The 19,013-nt window shown below is 72.4% G+C and carries 15 protein-coding genes and 1 pseudogene; 8 read left to right on the top strand and 8 right to left on the bottom strand.

Annotated elements, in window-relative coordinates; all coding sequences use genetic code 11:
• Nucleotides 1-58: 58 nt before the first annotated feature.
• Nucleotides 59-847, bottom strand: coding sequence for an SGNH/GDSL hydrolase family protein (locus ACIQMJ_RS12735; protein WP_499761120.1), 789 nt, complete (start codon nucleotides 845-847; stop codon nucleotides 59-61).
• A 182-nt stretch (nucleotides 848-1,029) separates the two neighbouring features.
• On the opposite strand from ACIQMJ_RS12735, the gene ACIQMJ_RS12730 reads away from it, so the two are divergent.
• Both ACIQMJ_RS12730 and ACIQMJ_RS12725 read left to right on the top strand, forming a co-directional pair.
• Nucleotides 1,030-1,623 (top strand): SACE_7040 family transcriptional regulator, encoded by a 594-nt coding sequence (locus ACIQMJ_RS12730; protein WP_499761119.1) that lies wholly within the window; start codon nucleotides 1,030-1,032, stop codon nucleotides 1,621-1,623.
• Between the two features lie 163 nt (nucleotides 1,624-1,786).
• Nucleotides 1,787-3,937, top strand: a complete 2,151-nt coding sequence (locus tag ACIQMJ_RS12725) for a phospholipase A2 (RefSeq protein ID WP_499761118.1) — start codon at nucleotides 1,787-1,789, stop codon at nucleotides 3,935-3,937.
• Between the two features lie 60 nt (nucleotides 3,938-3,997).
• Here ACIQMJ_RS12725 and ACIQMJ_RS12720 read toward each other — a convergent pair.
• The 4 genes and pseudogenes from ACIQMJ_RS12720 to ACIQMJ_RS12705 form a co-directional block, all read right to left on the bottom strand.
• Nucleotides 3,998-4,816 (bottom strand): annotated as a pseudogene (locus ACIQMJ_RS12720) (acyltransferase family protein); the annotation flags it as partial.
• Complete coding sequence (locus ACIQMJ_RS12715) at nucleotides 4,813-5,487, bottom strand: alpha/beta hydrolase (protein WP_499761117.1); 675 nt, start codon at nucleotides 5,485-5,487, stop codon at nucleotides 4,813-4,815. The gene ACIQMJ_RS12715 and the pseudogene ACIQMJ_RS12720, both read right to left, overlap by 4 nt.
• A gap of 63 nt (nucleotides 5,488-5,550) precedes the next feature.
• Nucleotides 5,551-6,198, bottom strand: coding sequence for a response regulator (locus tag ACIQMJ_RS12710; RefSeq protein ID WP_499761116.1), 648 nt, complete (start codon nucleotides 6,196-6,198; stop codon nucleotides 5,551-5,553).
• Nucleotides 6,195-7,310: a sensor histidine kinase gene (locus ACIQMJ_RS12705; protein ID WP_499761115.1), complete on the bottom strand. Its 1,116-nt coding sequence runs from the start codon at nucleotides 7,308-7,310 to the stop codon at nucleotides 6,195-6,197. The genes ACIQMJ_RS12710 and ACIQMJ_RS12705 overlap by 4 nt, the downstream gene beginning before the upstream one ends.
• A gap of 190 nt (nucleotides 7,311-7,500) precedes the next feature.
• Here ACIQMJ_RS12705 and ACIQMJ_RS12700 point away from each other — a divergent pair, with 190 nt between their 5' ends.
• Nucleotides 7,501-8,001 (top strand): hypothetical protein, encoded by a 501-nt coding sequence (locus tag ACIQMJ_RS12700; protein ID WP_141980728.1) that lies wholly within the window; start codon nucleotides 7,501-7,503, stop codon nucleotides 7,999-8,001.
• Between the two features lie 130 nt (nucleotides 8,002-8,131).
• Entirely contained in the window at nucleotides 8,132-9,691 is a 1,560-nt protein-coding gene (locus ACIQMJ_RS12695) for a cellulose binding domain-containing protein (RefSeq protein ID WP_499761114.1), read from the top strand.
• Here the strand turns inward: ACIQMJ_RS12695 and metX are convergent.
• A complete protein-coding gene (gene metX / locus ACIQMJ_RS12690; RefSeq protein ID WP_499761113.1) occupies nucleotides 9,688-10,743 on the bottom strand; it encodes a homoserine O-acetyltransferase MetX in 1,056 nt (351 codons plus the stop codon). The genes ACIQMJ_RS12695 and metX overlap by 4 nt on opposite strands.
• Nucleotides 10,740-12,029 carry a bifunctional o-acetylhomoserine/o-acetylserine sulfhydrylase gene (locus tag ACIQMJ_RS12685; RefSeq protein ID WP_499761112.1) on the bottom strand — a complete coding sequence of 430 codons (1,290 nt, stop codon included), beginning with the start codon at nucleotides 12,027-12,029 and terminating at the stop codon, nucleotides 10,740-10,742. The genes metX and ACIQMJ_RS12685 overlap by 4 nt, the downstream gene beginning before the upstream one ends.
• Before the next feature lie 212 nt (nucleotides 12,030-12,241).
• Here ACIQMJ_RS12685 and ACIQMJ_RS12680 point away from each other — a divergent pair, with 212 nt between their 5' ends.
• Nucleotides 12,242-13,258, top strand: a complete 1,017-nt coding sequence (locus ACIQMJ_RS12680) for a Gfo/Idh/MocA family protein (RefSeq protein WP_499761111.1) — start codon at nucleotides 12,242-12,244, stop codon at nucleotides 13,256-13,258.
• A 43-nt stretch (nucleotides 13,259-13,301) separates the two neighbouring features.
• On the top strand, nucleotides 13,302-14,843 hold the full coding sequence (rdmE, locus tag ACIQMJ_RS12675; protein ID WP_499761110.1) for an aklavinone 12-hydroxylase RdmE: 1,542 nt from the start codon (nucleotides 13,302-13,304) through the stop codon (nucleotides 14,841-14,843).
• Between the two features lie 142 nt (nucleotides 14,844-14,985).
• On the opposite strand, the gene ACIQMJ_RS12670 is transcribed toward rdmE, so the two are convergent.
• Nucleotides 14,986-16,257, bottom strand: coding sequence for an MFS transporter (locus tag ACIQMJ_RS12670; RefSeq protein WP_499761109.1), 1,272 nt, complete (start codon nucleotides 16,255-16,257; stop codon nucleotides 14,986-14,988).
• A gap of 170 nt (nucleotides 16,258-16,427) precedes the next feature.
• Between ACIQMJ_RS12670 and ACIQMJ_RS12665 the strand changes: the two genes are divergently transcribed.
• Both ACIQMJ_RS12665 and ACIQMJ_RS12660 read left to right on the top strand, forming a co-directional pair.
• Nucleotides 16,428-16,781: an SSI family serine proteinase inhibitor gene (locus ACIQMJ_RS12665; protein ID WP_499761108.1), complete on the top strand. Its 354-nt coding sequence runs from the start codon at nucleotides 16,428-16,430 to the stop codon at nucleotides 16,779-16,781.
• Nucleotides 16,782-17,088: 307 nt separating this feature from the next.
• Entirely contained in the window at nucleotides 17,089-19,002 is a 1,914-nt protein-coding gene (locus ACIQMJ_RS12660) for an ABC1 kinase family protein (RefSeq protein WP_499761107.1), read from the top strand.
• Nucleotides 19,003-19,013 lie beyond the last annotated feature (11 nt).

Here is a 19,013-nt window from a genome sequence, read left to right as displayed (position 1 = left end):
GGCTCACAAGCGGGAGGGGGCCGCGGTCGCGACCCCCTCCCGGTGGTGCTGGACGACGTCAGCCGGTGACGGCGGTCAGCTGCGGCAGGTAGCCGAGCCGCTGGCCGTTGCGGTTGGGGTGGTAGGACTCCTCCACCGGCCACGACAGGCTGTTCAGCCACCAGTCCGACGAGCAGATCTCGTGCCCGGTGAACGCCGTGCGCAGGTCGCGGTAGGCGAAGGACTTCGCGCCCGCCTGCGCCGAGATGACCTGGTGCAGGGTGTCGGCGGCCGAGTTGATCGCGGCGCGCTTGGTGTCGCTCAGGCCGACCGAGCAGCTGCCCGGCACCTTGTACAGGCGCGGGTAGCCGAGCACGACGACCGTGGCGGACGGCGCGCGGGTGCGGATCTGGGTGTAGACGTTGTCGAGCAGGCCGGGCAGCGTGCCGGTGGCGTAAGCCTTGGCCTGGTTGACCCGGTTCACGCAGGTCGAGTCGGAGCCGAACGTGCAGGTGCTGATCACGTCGGTGAAGCCCGCGTCGTTCCCACCGATCGAGATGCTGACCAGGGAGGTCGTCGAGGACAGCGCGCTCACCTGGTTGGCGAGCACGTCACCGGTCTTGGCGCCGGAGCAGGCCACGAACTTGAACGACGCGGGCGCGTGCGAGGCGGCCCAGAGCGCCGGGTAGCTGTACTGGCTGCGCTTGCAGCTGCCGGAGTCGCTGTAGTACGAGCCGGTGCCCGTTCCGGACGAGTACGAGTCGCCGAGCGCGACGTAGTTGGCGGCGGCGGCTTCGGCCGGCACGACGAGCGCCAGCGAGGCGACTATTGCCAGCGCCGCGCTGGACAGGGTTCGGACAAGGCGCATCGGAGCCTCCCGGAGGGAAACAACGCAGGGTGTGATGCGGAGCACAACAAGAGTTACCAGCAAGTAGTCCTATATAAAAAGAGTGGGTCAAGAGTTAACTACGCGTTTCGACCGCCGGCCGGTGATCGTCGCGCGACCCCTGGGTTAACGCCCGTTTACGTGGACTGGGCTGGGCGTTTAAGATGAGCGGCGTGTCAGCCGAGCCAGCGAAGCAAACCCGCCGGGACCAGATCCTGGCCGCCGCCGCCGAACTGTTCGCCCGACACGGCTTCCACGGCGTCGGCATCGACGACATCGGTGCCGCGGTGGGGATTTCCGGGCCGGCGCTGTACCGGCACTTCCGCAGCAAGGACGCGATGCTGGGCGAGATGCTGACCTCCATCAGCGAGCGGTTGCTGGACGGCGGGCAGAGCCGCGTGGCGGCGTCGGGCGACCCGGCGCACGCGCTGCGGGAATTGATCCGGTGGCACGTCGACTTCGCGTTGGACGACCCCGCGTTGATCACCGTGCAGATCCGCAACCTGGCGAACCTGACGGACCCGGACCGACGGCGGGTGCGGGCATTGCAGCGGCGTTATGTCGAGGTGTGGGTGGAGACGATCCGCAAGACCTCGCCCGAGGTGGACGAGCCGACCGCCCGCGCCGCGGCGCACGCCGTCTTCGGGTTGATCAACTCCACGCCGCACAGCGCGCACTTGGACCGCGAGCAGATGGCGGAGCTGCTGTCGCAGATGGCGCTGGCGTCGTTGTCGGGCGCGCTGCCCGTGCGGCCGTGAAGTCCCAGGTCGTGCGTTCCGAGCGTTGAACTCAGGGGTCCTGGACGTAGGACTCACGGGTTCTGGACGTAGGACTCGCGGGTTCTGAACGTGGGACAAACGGGGTCTGGGCGTGGGACTCTCGGGGCTCGGGTGCAGGACTTTCGCGTACGCTGGGCGGCCGATGGGTGACGTGGCGGTGAACACCACCGGGGGGTGGCCGGGGCTCCGGTTGCTCGCCCGCCTGCCCGCCTGGTTCCGGTTCGTGCTGGTGGCGCTGGCCGTGTTCGTGTGCGGCGTGATCGCGTCCCGGCCGGCGGGCGCGACCGACACCTCGCCGCTCAGCGGTGACGTCGCGGTCGCCGCGCGGGCCGTCGAGGCGATGGCCAACCCGTCGACGACCAATCCCTTACCCGGCTTCCCGTCCGACTTCGACCGGGTGGCCAACCGCCGCCCGATCACCGTCACGGAGGCGGACGGGACCGTGCGGGCCATCGACCCGAACGGCGGGTGCTCGGGACCGGCGGGCGACACCGAGTGGGACTTCGGCACCGGCTGCAAGGCCCACGACCTGGGTTACGACCTGCTGCGCTACGCCGAGCACAAGGGCCGCCCGCTCGGCCAGGACGCCCGCAAGGCGCTCGACGCCCGCCTCGCCCGCGACATGCACGCCCGCTGCGACGCCAACCCCCGCGGCCACGCCACCCGGTGCCACGCCACCGCCCAGCTCTACGCGGCGGGCCTGGAGTTCAACTCGTGGCGGCAGCGCTGGGGGCCGCCCGGTCACGAGCCCGTGCTCGCCTGGGGCTTCGGCAGCGCGGTCGTGGTGTTCCTCCTCCTGGCCCGCCTGCCCCGGCGGCAGGATCGGGACGAGCCCGTCGACGCGCCCCGACCGCGGGCCACGAACGACCGCTACGCCACCTTCCTGCGGTTGAGCGCGCTGGGCCTGGTGGTGGTCGGCCAGTCGGTCATCACCGTCCTGCACTGGGCGGGCGTGAGCGCGACCTGGCTGTGGCTGCTCACCTGGGCGCTGCAAGCCGTCCCGATCTTCTACTTCGCGGGCGGGCACGCCAACCTGGCCGGCTGGCACGCCGTGCAGGCCGAGCACGGCGGCTACGGCCGCTACCTGGCCGGCCGCATCTCGTGGCTGCTGCGCCCCGTGCTGGCGTTCGTGCTGGCCTGGCTGGTCCTGCCGCTGCCGCTGGAACTGCTCGACGTGGACAAGTCGCGCGTGGAGATGTTCGGCAGGCTCATCGCGCACCCGCTGTGGTTCCTCGGCCTGTACCTGGTCGCGGTCGCGGCCACCCCGGTCATGGCCTGGCTGCACCGCCGCGCCCGCCTGGCCACGCCGGTCGGCCTGGTCACCGTGATGATCGCGGTCGACCTGGCCCGCATCGGCTTCACCTGGCGCACCGGCGGCTACCTCAACCTGGTGCTGGGCGCGCTGCTGCTGCAACAGCTCGGCTTCCACTACGCCGACGGCAGCCTGCTCCGCGTCTCACGACGGGTGCTCGGCGTCCTCGCGCTCGCCGCCGTGCCCACCCTGCTCGCGCTGATCGCGTTCGGCGGCTACCCCCGCACGATGATGCCGCTGCCGGGCGAGGGCAGCTCGAACCTCAGCCCGCCCACGGTGTGCCTGCTCGTGCTCGGCCTGGCCCAGATCTGCCTCGTGCTGCTGCTCAAGCCGCGCGTCGAGACCTGGCTCGCGGGCGGGCACCCGTGGCGGGTGGTCGAGTTCGCCCGCACCACGCCCATGACGGTCTACCTCGGCTACCTGACCGTGCTGGCGGCCGTGGTCGGCGTCCTGGGCCTGCTGGACTCCCCGGCCGCGTTCGACTGGGTCGCCACCAAGCCGCGCTGGCTGGCCGTGCTGGTGCTGCTGCTCCTGCCGCTGCTGCTGGTGTTCCACCGCTTCGAGCGCAACGCCGCGCTCAGCCCCTGCCGCACCCGCGAGACCCACCGCACCCGGCTCGCGGTCACGCTCGGCGCGGGGTACGGCGTGCTGGGCGTGCTCGGCTTCGTGGTCACCGGCTTCGCGGGCGCGGCGGGCACGCTGGTCGTGTTCAAGGTCGACCCGCTGCAGAACCTCATCCACCTGCTGCTGGGCTGGTACCTTCTGCACACCGCGCACGCCGGCACGTGCCACGGCCGCCGGCCCTGGCTGCTCACCGCGCTGGCCTGCGTGCCCCCGCTGCTGGTGCTCGAACCGACCGGCGCCATGGTCGTCCTGCACGGCGCGACGATCGTCGCCGCGCTGGCCGCGGCGGTACCGAAGCAGCAACAGGCACACGCCGGTGAACACCGGCAGCCACGTACCGCGCTCCAGCACCCATAGCGCGTCCGACGGCGGTGTGTGCAGGCCCCGCAACGGCCCGAACACCGCGCCGGCCAGCGTCACCACCAGCAACGCGCTCTGGTGCACCAGGAAGATCGGCAACGCCCGCGCGTTCAGCGCCCGCGCGACCGACCCCCGGGCCAGGAACGACGGCCGGACCAGCAGCACGAGCCCCACCTGCGCCACCGCCAGCGCCAGCGCGGCGGCCGACGGCGGCGACAGGTTCGACTCCGCCGCGCCCGGCACGCCCACCGCGCTGGCCGGGTAGCCGGCGTTCAGCAGCAGCGCGAACGCCACCCCGCCGGCCGCCAGCAGACCCGCGCCCCACGACCTCCGCGGCCCGCGCTGCGCCACGAGCACACCCACCTGCCAGGGCACCCACCACACCGCGACCACGTTCAGCCAGCCGACGTCCAGCGCCACCAGGGCGATCGGGACCGCCACACCCCACCACCCCAACCGCCGCAGCAACGGCGTGCACGCCAGCAGCACGACGTACACGCCGAGGAACCACAGCGGCGTGACGACGAGGTACCCGACCGTCATCACGGTCTGCTGCGGCAGCCCGCGCAGCGACAGTCCGAAGAGGACCGCGGCCCACGCGCCGAGCAGCACGGCCACCGGCAGCACGAGCTTGCGCGCCCGCGACCACCACGGCACGCCCGACCGGGCCGCGCCGAAACCGCCGGTGAAGAAGAACAGGCCCAGCGTCTGGAGCACCCAGCTCAGCGGCGCCAGTTCCGGCACCCACCGCAGCGGGCTGTCCACCACCAGCCCGTCACCGGTCAGCACCACGGCCGTCACCAGCCAGTGCCCCAGCACCACCCCGACGATGGCGATCGCGCGCGTCGCGTCGATCACCGGATCCCGTTGCGTCATGGCGTCTCCCCCACCGCGATCCGGGTCAGGGCGCGCAGCGACGGCGTGCCCTCCCGGAAGTACTCGTCGTGCTTGATGTCACCCGCGTCGAACACGCGCGCGCCGAACGCCGGGTCGACCGGGTCGGGCCCGTGCCCCAGGTCGCCCAGCCGCACCGAAGGCACCCACCGCGTCCAGTCCCGGCCGCCCCGCGCCGCCCACACCCGCGCGCCGGACGTCACCGCGTCCACCCGCACGCCGGGCGACCCGAGGAACACCACGTCGGCCGCGGGCGGCTGGGCCAGCCCGCACACGACCGACCCGTAGCTGTGGCACATCAGGTGCACCTGCCCCGGCAACGTGCGCACGTACTCGTCGAGCGCGACCGCGCCCGCCCGCGCCAACCGGCCGCCGGCCGCGTCCACCCCCAGCCCGGACGGCGTCCGGTACCCCAGCCACGCGACCACCGCGACGTCGTCCCGCCCGACGGACGCGTGCAGCGCGCGGGCCATCCGCCCGACCGTGGCGTCGAACCGCTCACCGTCCACATCGGACCCGGGCACGACGACCGCGACGTGGGCGGCGCGCGCCAGGTCGCCGTGCACCTCGACGCGGGGCGTGAGCGGCGGCGGCTCGCCGCCGGGCGTGACCAGCACCAGCAGCGCGGCCACCAACGCGATCTTCTTCGGCATGGCGCCGAAGCTAGGGAGACCACGGCACCCCGATCGTCACCCCGAGGTGCCGTTCCCGGGGCACTACCCCGGTACCACCAGCCCCGACTCGTAGGCCGCGATCACGGCCTGCGCCCGGTCGCGCAGGCCCAGCTTCATCAGCACCCGGCTCACGTGCGTCTTCACCGTCTGCTCGGCCAGCACCAGGTGCGCGGCGATCTCGCCGTTCGACAGGCCCTGCGCGATCAACCGCAGCACCTCGGTCTCCCGCTCGGTCAGCGCGCCCAGCGCGGCGGGCTTCACCACCCGCACCGGCTGCGCCTTCACGAAGTCCTCGATGAGCCGCTTGGTCACCGACGGCGCCAGCAGCGCGTCACCGCGCGCCACCACCCGCACCGCGGCCAACAGCTCGCTCGCGGGCGCGTGCTTGAGCAGGAACCCGCTCGCACCGGCCCGCAGCGCCTCGTACACGTAGTCGTCCAGGTCGAACGTGGTCAGCACGAGCACCCTGACCGGGTCGTCGGCCAGCAGCCGGGTGGCGGTCAGCCCGTCCATCTCGGGCATCCGCACGTCCATCAGCACCACGTCCGGCCGCAGCCGGCGCACCTCGCCGACGGCGGCCACGCCGTCACCGGCCGACCCGACCACCGCGATGTCGTCCTGGGCGTCCAGCAGCGCGGAGAACCCCTCCCGCACCATCTCCTGGTCGTCCGCCACCAGCACCCGGATCACCGCGGACCCACCGGAATCGTCGCGAGCACCTCGAACCCCCCGTCCGCGGTCGGCCCGGTGGTCAGCGAACCGCCGTGCACCGCCACCCGTTCCCCCATGCCCTTGAGCCCGTGCCCGCCGCCACCGCCCCGCGACGGCCCGCCGGCCGTGTTCCGCACGACGACCCGCAGCTCGCCGCCCACCAGGTCGACGGCGACCGTCGTCGTGGAGCCCGGCGCGTGGCGGCCCGCGTTGGTCAGCGCCTCCTGCACGATCCGGTACGCGGTCAGCCCCACCGCGGGCGGCACCTCGGCGTCGGTCACGGACGCGTCCGGGTGCAGCGACCCGATGTCGGCCAACCCGGGTTGCGGCGCCCGGTCGGCCCCCTGGTCGTCGGCCCGCAGCACGCCCAGGAGCTGCTGCATGTCGGTGATCGCGGCCCGTGCCGCCGCACCCAGCTCGGCGAACTCCCGCTTGCCCGCCTCGGGCAGGTCGGCGATCCGGTAGGGCGCGGTCTCGCAGCGCACCACGACCAGCGACATGTGGTGGGCGACCACGTCGTGCATCTCGCGGGCGATCCGGGCGCGTTCGAGCAGCGCCGCCTTCTCGTCGCGCTCCTCGTGGAACCGCTGCTCGGCCCGTCCGCGCGCGCCGACCGCGTAGCCGAGCAGGATCAGCGGGAGCAGGATGGCGGTGGTCGTCAGCGCTTCGGCGGGGTGGCCGAGCGCGAACACCACGCCGGACGTGATCAACGCCACGAGCAGCACGACCCGGCCGCGGTGGGCGGTCGCGACGGCCAGCAGCACCGCCACGTACCACCACCACTGCCAGCTGCCCAGCACGGACGGCTCGGAGGGCATCAGCAGCTTCATGGCCACCAGGCCGGCCGTGGCCAGCCGCCACGCCAGCAGCGTGGAGCGCAGGGTCAGCGCGGTGCTGCCTGCGATGACGGCGAAGAACAGCGGCCACCAGCCGTCCGGGTCCTCGTTCGAGACGTAGTCCGAGCTCACGACGATCGCGATGACCACGCCGTAGAGCAGCACCAGGACCATCAGCGGCCGGCGGAAGCGGAAGCCGTCGAAGACCCGCGACCGGTCGCGGAACAGCACGACCTGGAGGAGGGTGCGGATCACGGCCCCGATGCTAGGCGGCGGGCCGCGCCCGCACATGCGACCACGGGCTGTCATACCCCGGTAGCACGCGCGCGGGCCGCGCCCATACCCGACGGGCCACGCCCCGGACAAGCCGTTGCGGCGGGCGAACACCACCGGGTAGGCAATATGCAGAGCTGTGCGCCCCTACTCCGTGTTGGAAGATGGCTGAATGCACCCGCAGCAAGATCCGGATCGCTGGTCGCGGCTCCAGGCCGTGGCCGGTGAGGCCCTGACCGCAGCCAAGGTCGGGGAGGACGCGGTCGCGGTCGACCTCGTCACCGGGTACCTCAGCGGCTCGCCCGAGGGCAACGAGGAGATCCGGGAGCTGGTCCTCCTGCTGTTCTCCGAGTGCAGCGACATGGTCGCCGCGCTGGGCTCGGGCGGTGCGACACCGGTCAAGATGCAGGTCTTCGACGAGGACGGGCAGGAGGTGCCGATCGACGACGCCGACCCGCCCGTGCGCACCGCGATCCGCACGCTGCTCGCCGAGGTGCACGGCGACCAGGAGGCCGCCGCCGAGCAGATCGAGATCGCCCTCGCCAACGGGCAGCCGCAGGAGCTGGCCACGGTCGTGCTCCAGGCGCTGCGGTGGACGGTGAAGCTGGCCGTGGAGTGCGGCATGCGCGACCTGCCCGTGTCGCCCTGGATCGCCACCGCCCTGGACGAATAGTCCCGTTCGCCCGGTTTCACCCCGGCTTCACGCCGACAAAACCGTAAACAGTCTTGCCTTTTTATTTGGTCTAGACCACTCTCCGAGGTGGGCGCGATTCACCCTGCCAATCCGCCGAGGAGGACTCCTCATGTCACGACGAACGGGCGCGCTGCTCGCAGCAGGCGCACTCGCCATCGGCTCACTGGTCGTGGGCCCGGCCGCACAGGCGGCACCGGGCGTCACCGCCACCTTCACCAAGACCCAGGACTGGGGCAGCGGCTTCGAGGCCAAGTTCACTGTCGCCAACGGCGGCCCGTCCGCCATCACCTCGTGGCGGGTCGAGTTCGACCTCCCCGCGGGCACCTCGCTCGGGTCGTACTGGGACGCACTTGTCACCCGAACGGGTGATCATTACGTGGCGACCAACCGCGAGTACAACGGCAACCTCGCCGTCGGCGCGGCGACGAGCTTCGGCTTCGTCGGCACCGGCTCCGGCGCGCCGCTCAACTGCACCGTCAACGGGGCTCCCTGCACCGGTGGCGGCGGCGGTGACACGGTCGCGCCGAGCGCGCCCGGCTCCCTGCGCGTCACCGGCACCACCAGCAACTCGGTCTCGCTCGCGTGGACCGCGTCGACCGACAACGTCGGCGTGACCGCGTACGACGTGTACCGGGGCGGCTCGGTCGCCACCACGGTCACCGGCACCACGGCCACCGTGAGCGGCCTCAACGCCTCCACCGCCTACACCTTCACGGTGCGGGCGCGCGACGCCGCGGCGAACACCTCCGGCCCGTCCAACCAGGTCTCCGCCACCACCCAGCCGGGCACCAACCCGGTCGGCGGACGCGGCGCGCCGTACCTGTTCCTGGGCTGGGGCAACCCGCCCGCGCCGGCCACGATCATGAGCACGACCGGCGTCAAGTGGTTCACCATGGCGTTCGTGCTGTCGTCCGGCGGCTGCACCCCCGCCTGGGACGGCAACCGGCCCCTGACCGGCGGCATCGACGCGCAGGCCATCCAGCAGATCCGGGCGGCGGGCGGTGACGTCGTGCCGTCGTTCGGCGGGTGGAGCGGCAACAAGCTCGGCCCCGACTGCTCGACCCCGCAGGCCCTGGCCGGCGCGTACCAGCAGGTCATCAACGCCTACGGGCTGAAGGCCATCGACATCGACATCGAGAACACCGACGAGTTCGAGAACGCCACCGTGCAGGACCGCATCCTGGAGGCGCTCAAGATCGTCAAGGCGAACAACCCGGGCCTGCAGACCATCGTCACCTTCGGCACCACGACCACCGGCCCGAACTCCTGGGGCAACCGGCTGATCGAGCGGGCCGCGGCGATCGGCGCGAACGTCGACGTGTTCACGATCATGCCGTTCGACTTCGGCAGCTCGAACATCGGCACGGACACGATCAACGCCGCCACCGGGCTGAAGAACAAGCTGAAAACCACGTTCGGGTGGTCGGACGCGGAGGCGTTCCGGCACGTCGGCATCTCGGGCATGAACGGCCTGTCCGACCAGCGCGAGGTGACGACCACCCAGACGTGGACGCAGCTGCGCGACTGGTCGAAGTCCAACGGGCTCGCCCGGTTCGCGTTCTGGGCGGTCAACCGCGACCGCGGCGGGTGCGACGGCCAGGTGTCGTCCACGTGCAGCGGCATCCCGCAGGCCGACTGGGAGTTCACCCGCATCACGGCCGGGTTCTAGCCGAGCAGTTCCGAGACCAGCTTCGACACCTGGTCGACCTCGATGAGGAACGCGTCGTGACCGTGGGGCGAGGTCACCACGCGCAGGTCGCCGGCGCCGGGCAGGGCGTCGGCGACCTCGGCCTGCTGGCGCAGCGGGTACAGGCGGTCGGAGTCGATGCCGGCCACGACGGCGCGGGCCGTGACGCGGCGCAGCGCGGCCCGCACCCCGCCCCGGCCGCGGCCCACGTCGTGGCTGTTCATGGCCTCGGTGAGGGTGGTGTAGCTGGCCGGGTCGAACCGGCGGACCAGCTTGGCCGCGTGGTGGTCGAGGTAGGACTCCACCTGGTACCGGCCGTCCGCGCGCACCTCGCGGCCGAACCGGGCCGTCAGCTCCGGCTCGCTGCGGTAGCTGACGTGCGCGATCCGGCGCGCCACGCCGAGGCCGCCGACCGGGTCGAGCCGGATGGCGTGCAGCTGGGCGGACGCCAGCGCGATGTGCTCGGCCGTGGACGCCGCGGGCGCGGCCAGCACGAGCAGCGACCGCACGCGGTCCGGCTCGGACACCGCCCACTCCAACGCCCGCATCCCGCCCATGGAACCGCCGAGCACGGCGGCCCACGCGTCCACGCCCAGCGCGTCGGCCAGCAGCACCTCGGCCGCCACCTGGTCGCGCACCGTGATCCGGGGGAACCGCGAGCCCCACGGTCGGCCGTCCGGCGCGGTCGCCCACGGGCCCGTGGTGCCCTGGCAGCCGCCCAGGACGTTCGGCGCGACCACGAACCAGCGCTCGGGGTCCAGCGCGCGTCCCGGCCCGACCAGCCCGTCCCACCAGCCCGGTGTGGGGTGGCCCGGTTCGGCGGGGCCCGCCACGTGGCTGTCACCGGTCAGCGCGTGCAGCACCAGCACGGCGTTCGAGCGGTCCGCGTTCAGCTCGCCCCACGTCTCGTAGGCGATGGACAGCGGCAGGCCGGGCAGCGCGCCGCGGAACCACCGCCGTCGCCCGTTCGGGTCCCCCTCCCGCCACCCGCCGGCGGTGGGAGGGGTCTTCCCGGAAGTGGACCCGTGGCTCACAGCACCGACTTGGCGGCGCGGAAGCCCGCCTCCAGGTCGGCCTTGAGGTCCTCCACGCCCTCGATGCCCACCGACAGCCGCACCAGGCCCGGCGTGACGCCGGAGACCACCTGCTGCTCGGGGGTGAGCTGGCTGTGGGTGGTGCTGGCCGGGTGCACGATCAGGCTGCGCACGTCGCCGATGTTCACCAACTGGCTGAACAGCTCCACGCCGTCCACGAACGCCCGGCCCGCCGCCACGCCGCCGCGCAGCTCGAACGACACCACGCCACCCGCGCCCGTCGGCAGGTACTTCCGCGCCAGGTCGTGCCACGGGCTCGACGGCAGGCCCGCGTAGTGCACCTTCTCGACCTCGTCGCGCGCCTCCAGCCACCGGGCCAGCTCCAGCGCGTTCGCCGAGTGCTTGTCGATGCGCAACGACAGCGTCTCGATGCCCTGGAGGATGAGGAAGCTGGTCAGCGGCGCGATGGCGGCGCCGGTGTCGCGCAGCCCCTGCACCCGCAGCTTCGCGGCGAACGCGCCGTGCCCGAGCGCGGGCCAGTACTGCAACCCGTGGTAGCTCGGGTCCGGCTCGGTGAAGTCCGGGAACTTCGCCGCGTCGGAGAACTCGAACGTGCCGCCGTCCACCACGATGCCCGCGACCGCGGTGCCGTGCCCGCCCAGGTACTTCGTGGCCGAGTGGACCACGATGTCCGCGCCGTGCTCGATCGGCCGCACCAGGTACGGCGTGGGCACGGTGTTGTCCACCACCAGCGGCACGCCCGCCGCGTGCGCCACCTCGGCGACCGCCGCGATGTCCAGCACGTTGCTGCGCGGGTTGGCCAGCGACTCGGCGAAGAACAGCTTGGTGTTCGGCCGCACGGCGGCGCGCCACGCGTCCAGGTCGTCCGGGTCGTCCACGAAGGACACCTCGATGCCGAGCTTCGGCAGCGTGTAGTGGAACAGGTTGTACGTGCCGCCGTAGAGCGACGCGCTGGACACCAGGTGGTCGCCCGCGCGGGCCAGGTTGAGCACCGCGGCGGTCTCGGCGGCCTGCCCGGAGGCGAACGCCACCGCCGCCACACCGCCTTCCAGGGCGGCGACCCGCTGCTCCAGCACGTCCTGGGTGGGGTTGTTGATGCGGGTGTAGATGTTGCCCGGCTCGGCCAGGCTGAACAGCGCCTCGCCGTGCGCGGAGTCGCGGAACACGAACGAGGTGGTCTGGTAGATCGGGGTGGCGCGCGCGCCGGTCGCGGGGTCGGGCGCGGCTCCGGAGTGGACCTGCTTGGTGTCGAAGGACCAGGACATGGGTGGACTCCTGTCTCGTTTTTCGGGCACGCCGAAGACACCGGGCGTGCTCGGTTCTCGGGCTGGATCAGCCGCGGCGACAGGCCGTGCTGGTGACGCGCACGTAGTCCACGTGCCGACGGGTCACGAGCGGGATCATGGTGCCGAAGGTAGCGGTGGGTGACCGTCCACGACAGGGCGTCCACGCCCTGGGACGCCTAGGGTCTGCGGTCATGCGCACCGCACTGATCGGCTACGGGCTCGGCGGAGCCGCCTTCCACGCACCGTTCCTGTCCACCACGCCCGGGCTGGCGCTGAGGGCCGTGGTCACGTCGAACCCCGAGCGGCGGGCCGAGGTGGCGTCCCGCTACCCGTCGGCCGAGCTGATCGCGTCCGCGGACGAGGTGTGGCGGCGGGCCGACGAGTTCGACCTGGTCGTGGTGACCACGCCGAACCGGTTCCACGCCGCGCACGCCCGTGCGGCGTTGGAGCACGGGCTGAACGCCGTGGTGGACAAGCCGTTCGCGCCGTCGGCCGCCGAGGCGCGCGCGCTGGCGGACCTGGCGGCGTCGCGCGGGCTGCTGCTGGCGCCGTTCCACAACCGGCGGTGGGACGGCGACTTCCGGACCGTGGCGCGGCTGGTCGGCGAGGGCGCGCTGGGGCGGGTGCACCGGTTCGAGTCGCGGTTCGAGCGGTGGCGGCCGGAGGTGAAGGAGGGCTGGAAGGAGTCCGGCGACCCGGCCGACCTGGGCAGCATCGTGTTCGACCTGGGCACGCACCTCGTCGACCAGGCGGTGGCGTTGTTCGGGCGTCCGACGAGCGTGTACGCGGAGGTGCGGACGCTGCGGGAGGGCGCCCGCGCGCACGACGACGCGTTCCTCGCGCTGACCCACCCGTCGGGCACGGTGTCGCACCTGTGGGCGTCGGCGCTGGCGGCTTCGCTCGGACCGAGGTTCCGGGTGCTGGGCGACCGGTCGGCGTTCGTGAAGCACGGGATGGACCCGCAGGAGGAGGCGCTGAAGGCGGGCGAGGCGCCCGGCGGTCCGGGGTGGGGAGAGGACCCGCGGGAGCAGTGGGGCGTCCTCGGCACCGAGCCGGTGCCCACGTCACCGGGCGCGTACCAGGACTTCTACGCGGCCGTCGCCGCCGGTCAGGCGCCTGTTCCGGTGGCGGACGCGGTGGCCGGGCTGGAGGTGGTCGAGGCGGCGTTCTCGTCGGCGCGGACCGGGAGCGTCGTACCGCTCGACTAAACGTCTTGCCTTTCAAATCTCTCAGTGGCTAAGATTCTTTGCCATGGGAGAGATTCGTACGCGGGTTCTGGTGGTCGGCGCGGGGCTCAGCGGGCTGTCCGCCGCGTTGTTCCTCGCGCAGCGGGGCGTGCCGGTGCTGGGCATCTCCAAGCACCGGGGCACGTCGCCGCACCCGAAGGCGACCGGGCAGACGCACCGCACGATGGAGTTGCTGCGCCGGGGCGGTGCCGCCGACGAGGTGCTGGCCGGCGAGGCGGGCCTGGGCGGCGGACTGGTGATCAAGGTCGCGGAGAGCCTGCGCGGACGCGTGTTCCACACGATCGTGCACGAGGACGACGAGTGGGACGCCACGCTCAGCCCCGAGCGCCCCGCGCTCGCGAGCCAGGACCACGTGGAGCCGGTGCTGCTGCGGCGGGCGCGCGAGCTGGGCGCGGAGGTGCGGTTCGAGACGGAGCTGCTGTCGTTGGCGCAGGACGCCGACGGGGTGACGGCACGGGTGCGCGCGGCGGACGGCGAGCACACCGTCCGGGCGGACTACGTGATCGGCGCGGACGGGCACCGCGGGGTGGTGCGCGAGTTCGTCGGCATCGAGCGGCGGGGGCCGGGCGAGCTGTCGCGGCACATCGGGGTGGTGTTCGACGCGGACCTCACCGCGCACATCGCGCCGGACAAGTTGACGTTGTACTACCTGCAGAACCCCGCGTTCACCGGGGCGTTCGTGGCGACGAACACGGCGCGGCGCAACGTGTTCACGATCGAGTACGACCCGGCGCGCGAGTCGGCGGCGGACTACCCGCCGCAGCGGTGCCTGGAGCTGCTGCGCATCGCGACCGACGCGCCGGACCTGGAGCCGGAGATCCTGGAGATCACGGCGTGGGAGATGGGCGCGTGGGTGAGCGACCGGTTCCGGGCGGGGCGGGTGTTCCTGGTCGGTGACGCGGCGAAGGTGACGCCGCCGACGGGCGGTCTCGGCGGGAACACGGCGATCGGCGACGGGTTCGACCTCGCGTGGAAGCTGGCGGAGGTGCTGCGCGGCGAGGCGGGCGAGGGGTTGCTGGACAGCTACGAGGCCGAGCGGCGGCCGTACGCGCAGCTGGTGGTCGACGGGTCCTTCGCGAACTACGTGCAGCGGTTCGCGCCGCACCTGGCGGGCCCGGACGTGCCGGCCGAGGTGGACCCGCTCCACCTGACCCTGGGCTACCGCTGCCGGTCGGACGCCGTGCTGATCACCGACCCGGACCCGGCTCCGACGGAGGACCCGGCACAGCCCTCCGGCCGTCCCGGTTTCCGCGCACCCCACGTGCCCGTGCACCTCGACGGCCGCGAGGTGTCCACTCTGGACCTGTTCACCACCTGGACCCTGGTGACCCTCAACCCCTCCTGGCGCACCGCCACCGTCCCGGGCCTGCACGTCCCCGCCATCACCGACCCGACCGGCACCCTGGCCACCCGCTACGCCATCGGCTCCACCGGCGCCACCCTGGTGCGCCCCGACGGCGTCATCGCCTGGCAAACCCCCTCCTCCCCGCCTTCTCCCCCCACCCCTCTCCTGACCACCACCCTCCACCACCTGAAATCCCTCTAACCCCCGCGAGAGTCCTACCTTCAGCACGCGAGAGTCCTACGTTCAGAACAGGCGAGTTGAACGCTCAGCCCTAACGCCGTTCGTCGTGAGCGTTCAACTCGGGGTGCCTGAACGTAGGACTCTCGCGTTCTGGACGTAGGACTCACGAGGGGGTGCGGCGGAGGGTTTCGCCGATGGCCAGCAGGGAGAGGGCGCTGATCAGGGCGCCGACGATCAGGTAGAGGGAGATCGGCCACGAGTCGTGGGTCGGGGTGACGCCCAGCAGCCAGGTGGCGACGACCGGCGAGAGGCCACCGCCCAGCACGGCCCCGAGCTGGTAGCTCAACGACACGCCGCTGTACCGGACGCGGGTGCCGAACAGCTCGGCGTAGTACGCGGGCATCGGCCCGAACACCGCCGCCGACCCGGCGAACGCCACCACCATCGCCAGCACCACCAACCCCGGCGACCGCGTCTCCAGCAGCCAGAACAGCGGGAACGCGAACACGCCCAGGAACGCCGCCCCGCCCAGCATCACGGGCAACCGCCCCACCCGGTCGGACAGCCGCGCGAACACCAGGATCGCCACCGCCTGCGCGAACGCCCCGATCAGCCCGGCGCTCAACAGCGTCCCCCGCGCCATCCCGAGCTGCCGCGTCCCGTACGACACCGCGAACGTCGCCACCACGAAGATGAACATGTTGAACCCGAGGTTCACCCCCGCGCCCAGCAGCACCTTCCGCCACGACTGCCGCAGCACCACCGCCACCGGCAGCCGCACGGCCCCCGCCGTCTCCCGCACCTCGCGGAACACCGGGCTCTCCTCCACCGACAGCCGCACGTACAGCCCGACGCCCACCAGCACCAGGCTGAGCAGGAACGGCACCCGCCAGCCCCAGCTCAGGAACGCGTCCCCGGACACCGCCGTCGACGCCGCCATCGCCCCGTTGGCCAGCAGCAACCCGACCGGCGACCCGAGGAACGTCCAGCTGCTGTACCAGCCGGTCCGCCCCGGCGGCGCGTGCTCGACCGCCATCAACGTCGCGCCGCCCTGCTCGCCGCCCAGGAAGAACCCCTGGACCAGCCGCAGCAGCACCAGCAGCACCGGTGCGGCCAGCCCGATCGAGGAGTACGTGGGCAGCAGCCCGATCGCGGCCGTGCACAACCCGGTCACCGTCAACGTCAGCACCAGCATCGACCGCCGCCCGACGCGGTCGCCGAAGTGCCCGATCACCACCCCGCCCAGCGGCCGGGCGAGGAAGCCCGCGCCGAACGTGGCGAACGCCAGCAGAGTGCCGATGCGCGGGTCGAAGGAGGGGAAGAACAGCTTGTCGAACACCAGCGCCGACGCGGTGCCGTAGAGCAGGAAGTCGTACAGCTCCACCGCGTTGCCGGCCGAACTCGCGAGCGCCACCCTGCGCACCTCGGAAGCCATCCGACCACCCTGGCCCGCACCGGCTCGCGACCCACCGTCAGAGTGATCCACGTCACAGCGAAGATCCGCAGCGACGCGGCCTCACGGGTACCGGCAGGCCACCGCGCAGGAAACCACACGATCCGGTGAGTTCGCTGGAGGCGGCGGTGCACGGCGGTCAGGCTGGTCGCATGGCACCACTCCCCTTGTTCGCGGCGATCGCCGCGCTGATCCCCGCCTTCACCGCGCCGGAGTCGAGCTTCGTGCTCAGCGTGCAGCGCGGCGAGGCGCTCCAGCTCTCGAACCTGACCTGCGAACCCGCGGGCGGCCTGCACCCGAGGGCCGACCAAGCCTGCCTCGCGCTGTCCGATGTGGACGGCGAGATCGAGGGCCTGTCGACCGGGCAGGCGCTGTGCACGTTGGAGTACGACCCGGTGCGGGTGAAGGCGTCCGGCACGTGGCGCGGCGAGACCCGCTCGTTCGAGGCGGAGTACCCGAACCCGTGCGTGATGCTGGCCGAGACCGGACCGGTGTTCGACCTCTGACCGCTCGACCTCCGACGACGACGGCGCGAGGCGCTCGTGGAGGGGCCCGCGACACCGCCGCCGAAGTCGGGGCCCCTCCACGAGGCTCGCGAAGGTCCTCGGACCTCTGAAGGGACCGTAGGGACTCCGCAGCAGATGCGTCAACATTCTTCACATTCGTGAAACGGGGCGGCAACACGACTCTGCCCGAACGTCCACCGCCGCCACCCCCGCAGTGAGCCATCCGAGTGATCGGAGCTCTGCGTAGAACACGCACCGTCTCAGGAAGTCCGCTCTATCCTCCGCGCGAACGCTTGGGGGAAGACGTATGGGTGATTTCCTGCTGTACACGGTCGGGGTGCCGGTGACGTTCCTGGCGCTGGTGCTCGGCATGGCGCTGGCCGCACGACGCATCCTCGGCCTCCACGTCGGCCTGATCCGCACCACGCTCGCGTGCATGGTCGGGCTGACGTCCAGCGAGGCGGCGTTGAGCGCCATGCCCGGCCCGGAGACCACGCCCGCGCTGGCGACCGTGCAGATCGGGATCGCGCTGCTGCTGATGATCGGCGTGCTGACGTTCGCCGAGATCGTGGTCCCGACCGGGTCGATCCCGCCGCCCACCGAGTGGTGGCGCGCGTTGCGCGGGCGCGTCTCGCGCACCCGGCGCTACTCCCGGATCACCGCGATCGCGTTCCGCCACGGCCTCGGGCCGTACCTGCGCGGCCGGGAGCGCACCGACACCCGCCTGGCCCGGTCGTTGCGGCTGGCGCTGGAGGAGGGTGGCGTCACGTTCGTCAAGCTCGGCCAGGTGCTGTCCACGCGGCCCGACCTGCTGCCGCCGGAGGTGGTGGACGAGCTGACGCTGTTGCAGGACAAGGTGCCCGCCGCGCCGTGGCCGGCCGTGCGCGAGGTGCTGGTGACCGAGCTGGGGCAGCCACCGGAGGACGTGTTCGCCGAGTTCGACGAGCGGCCGATCGCCGCCGCGTCCGTCGCCCAGGTGCACCGGGCGCGGCTGAAGTCCGGCGAGGACGTGGTGGTGAAGGTGCAGCGGCCGGGCGTGCGGCGGGTCGCCGAGGGCGACCTGGACATCGTGAACCGGCTGGCGTCCACGCTGCACGACAGGACGCGCTGGGGCAAGGCGATCGGCGTGCGCGACCTGGCCGCCGGGTTCTCCGCCGCGCTGCGCGAGGAGCTGGACTTCCGGGTGGAGGCGCGCAACCTGGCGGCCGTGCGGGCGGCGTCGGACGGGACCGACGTGGTGCTGCCGGCCGTGCACGAGGACCTCTGCACGGCACGCGTGCTGGTGATGCAGCGGCTGGACGGCGTGCCGGTGCGGTCGGCGTCGCTGGAGTCGGTGGACCGGGACGCGCTGGCCCGCGCGCTGCTCGACGCGCTGCTGCGCCAGGTGATGGTCACCGGTGTCTTCCACGCCGACCCGCACCCCGGCAACATCATGCTCCTGGGTGACGGCCGGCTGGGCATGCTCGACTTCGGCTCGGTGGGCCGGATCGACGCGCAGCTGCGGTCGGCGCTGGGCAAGCTGCTGCTGGCCGTCGACCACGGCGACCCGGCGGGGCTGCGCGACGCGTTGCTGGAGCTGGTGGCCAGGCCGGACGAGATCGACGAGCAGCAGTTGGAGCGCGCGCTCGGGCAGTTCATGGCACGGCACCTGAGCACGGGGATGCGGCCGGACGTGGAGATGTTCGGCGACCTGTTCACGCTGGTCTACCGGCACGGGCTGAGCATCCCGCCCGAGATCGCGGCGGTGTTCCGGGCGCTGGCCACGGTGGAGGGCACGCTGGGCGCGCTGTCGCCGGGGTTCAACATCGTGGTCGAGTCGCGGTCGTTCGCGGACAGGCAGTTCAGCGCGCACCTGTCGCCGGAGTCGCTGCGGCGCACGATGGCCGAGGAGCTGCACGCGGTGCTGCCCATGCTGCGGCGGCTGCCCCGGCGGGTGGACCGCATCTCCAGCGCGTTGGAGCAGGGGCGACTGGGGATGAGCATGCGGCTGTTCGCGGACGAGCGCGACCGGCGGTTCATCGTCTCGCTGCTGCACCAGGTGATGCTGACCGTGCTCGGCGCGACCGCGGGCGTGATGGCGGTGCTGCTGCTGGGCGCGGACGGCGGGCCCGAGGTCGGTCCGGACATTTCGCTGTTCCAGGTGTTCGGCTACAACCTGCTGGTCATCAGCGTGCTGCTGGGGTTGCGGGTGGTGGTGACGATCTTCCGGCCGCGTGGTTGACGCGGTTGGTT

This window comes from Actinosynnema sp. NPDC091369 (assembly GCF_044757065.1).
GTDB lineage: Bacteria > Actinomycetota > Actinomycetes > Mycobacteriales > Pseudonocardiaceae > Actinosynnema.
The sequence above is the reverse complement of the archived record's forward strand: the minus strand, read 5'-3'. Positions and strand labels throughout refer to the sequence as shown.

What these genes read in the sequence shown, in the direction of transcription:
- ACIQMJ_RS12735 (WP_499761120.1), bottom strand. Translation starts at nt 847, where the DNA reads ATGCGCCTTGTCCGAACCCTGTCCAGCGCGGCGCTGGCAATAGTCGCC.
- ACIQMJ_RS12680 (WP_499761111.1), top strand. Translation starts at nt 12,242, where the DNA reads ATGCGCACCGCACTGATCGGCTACGGGCTCGGCGGAGCCGCCTTCCAC.
- ACIQMJ_RS12670 (WP_499761109.1), bottom strand. Translation starts at nt 16,257, where the DNA reads ATGGCTTCCGAGGTGCGCAGGGTGGCGCTCGCGAGTTCGGCCGGCAAC.
- rdmE (WP_499761110.1), top strand. Translation starts at nt 13,302, where the DNA reads ATGGGAGAGATTCGTACGCGGGTTCTGGTGGTCGGCGCGGGGCTCAGC.
- ACIQMJ_RS12715 (WP_499761117.1), bottom strand. Translation starts at nt 5,487, where the DNA reads ATGCCGAAGAAGATCGCGTTGGTGGCCGCGCTGCTGGTGCTGGTCACG.
- ACIQMJ_RS12725 (WP_499761118.1), top strand. Translation starts at nt 1,787, where the DNA reads ATGGGTGACGTGGCGGTGAACACCACCGGGGGGTGGCCGGGGCTCCGG.
- ACIQMJ_RS12685 (WP_499761112.1), bottom strand. Translation starts at nt 12,029, where the DNA reads ATGTCCTGGTCCTTCGACACCAAGCAGGTCCACTCCGGAGCCGCGCCC.
- ACIQMJ_RS12700 (WP_141980728.1), top strand. Translation starts at nt 7,501, where the DNA reads ATGCACCCGCAGCAAGATCCGGATCGCTGGTCGCGGCTCCAGGCCGTG.
- ACIQMJ_RS12665 (WP_499761108.1), top strand. Translation starts at nt 16,428, where the DNA reads ATGGCACCACTCCCCTTGTTCGCGGCGATCGCCGCGCTGATCCCCGCC.
- ACIQMJ_RS12660 (WP_499761107.1), top strand. Translation starts at nt 17,089, where the DNA reads ATGGGTGATTTCCTGCTGTACACGGTCGGGGTGCCGGTGACGTTCCTG.
- ACIQMJ_RS12695 (WP_499761114.1), top strand. Translation starts at nt 8,132, where the DNA reads ATGTCACGACGAACGGGCGCGCTGCTCGCAGCAGGCGCACTCGCCATC.
- ACIQMJ_RS12730 (WP_499761119.1), top strand. Translation starts at nt 1,030, where the DNA reads ATGAGCGGCGTGTCAGCCGAGCCAGCGAAGCAAACCCGCCGGGACCAG.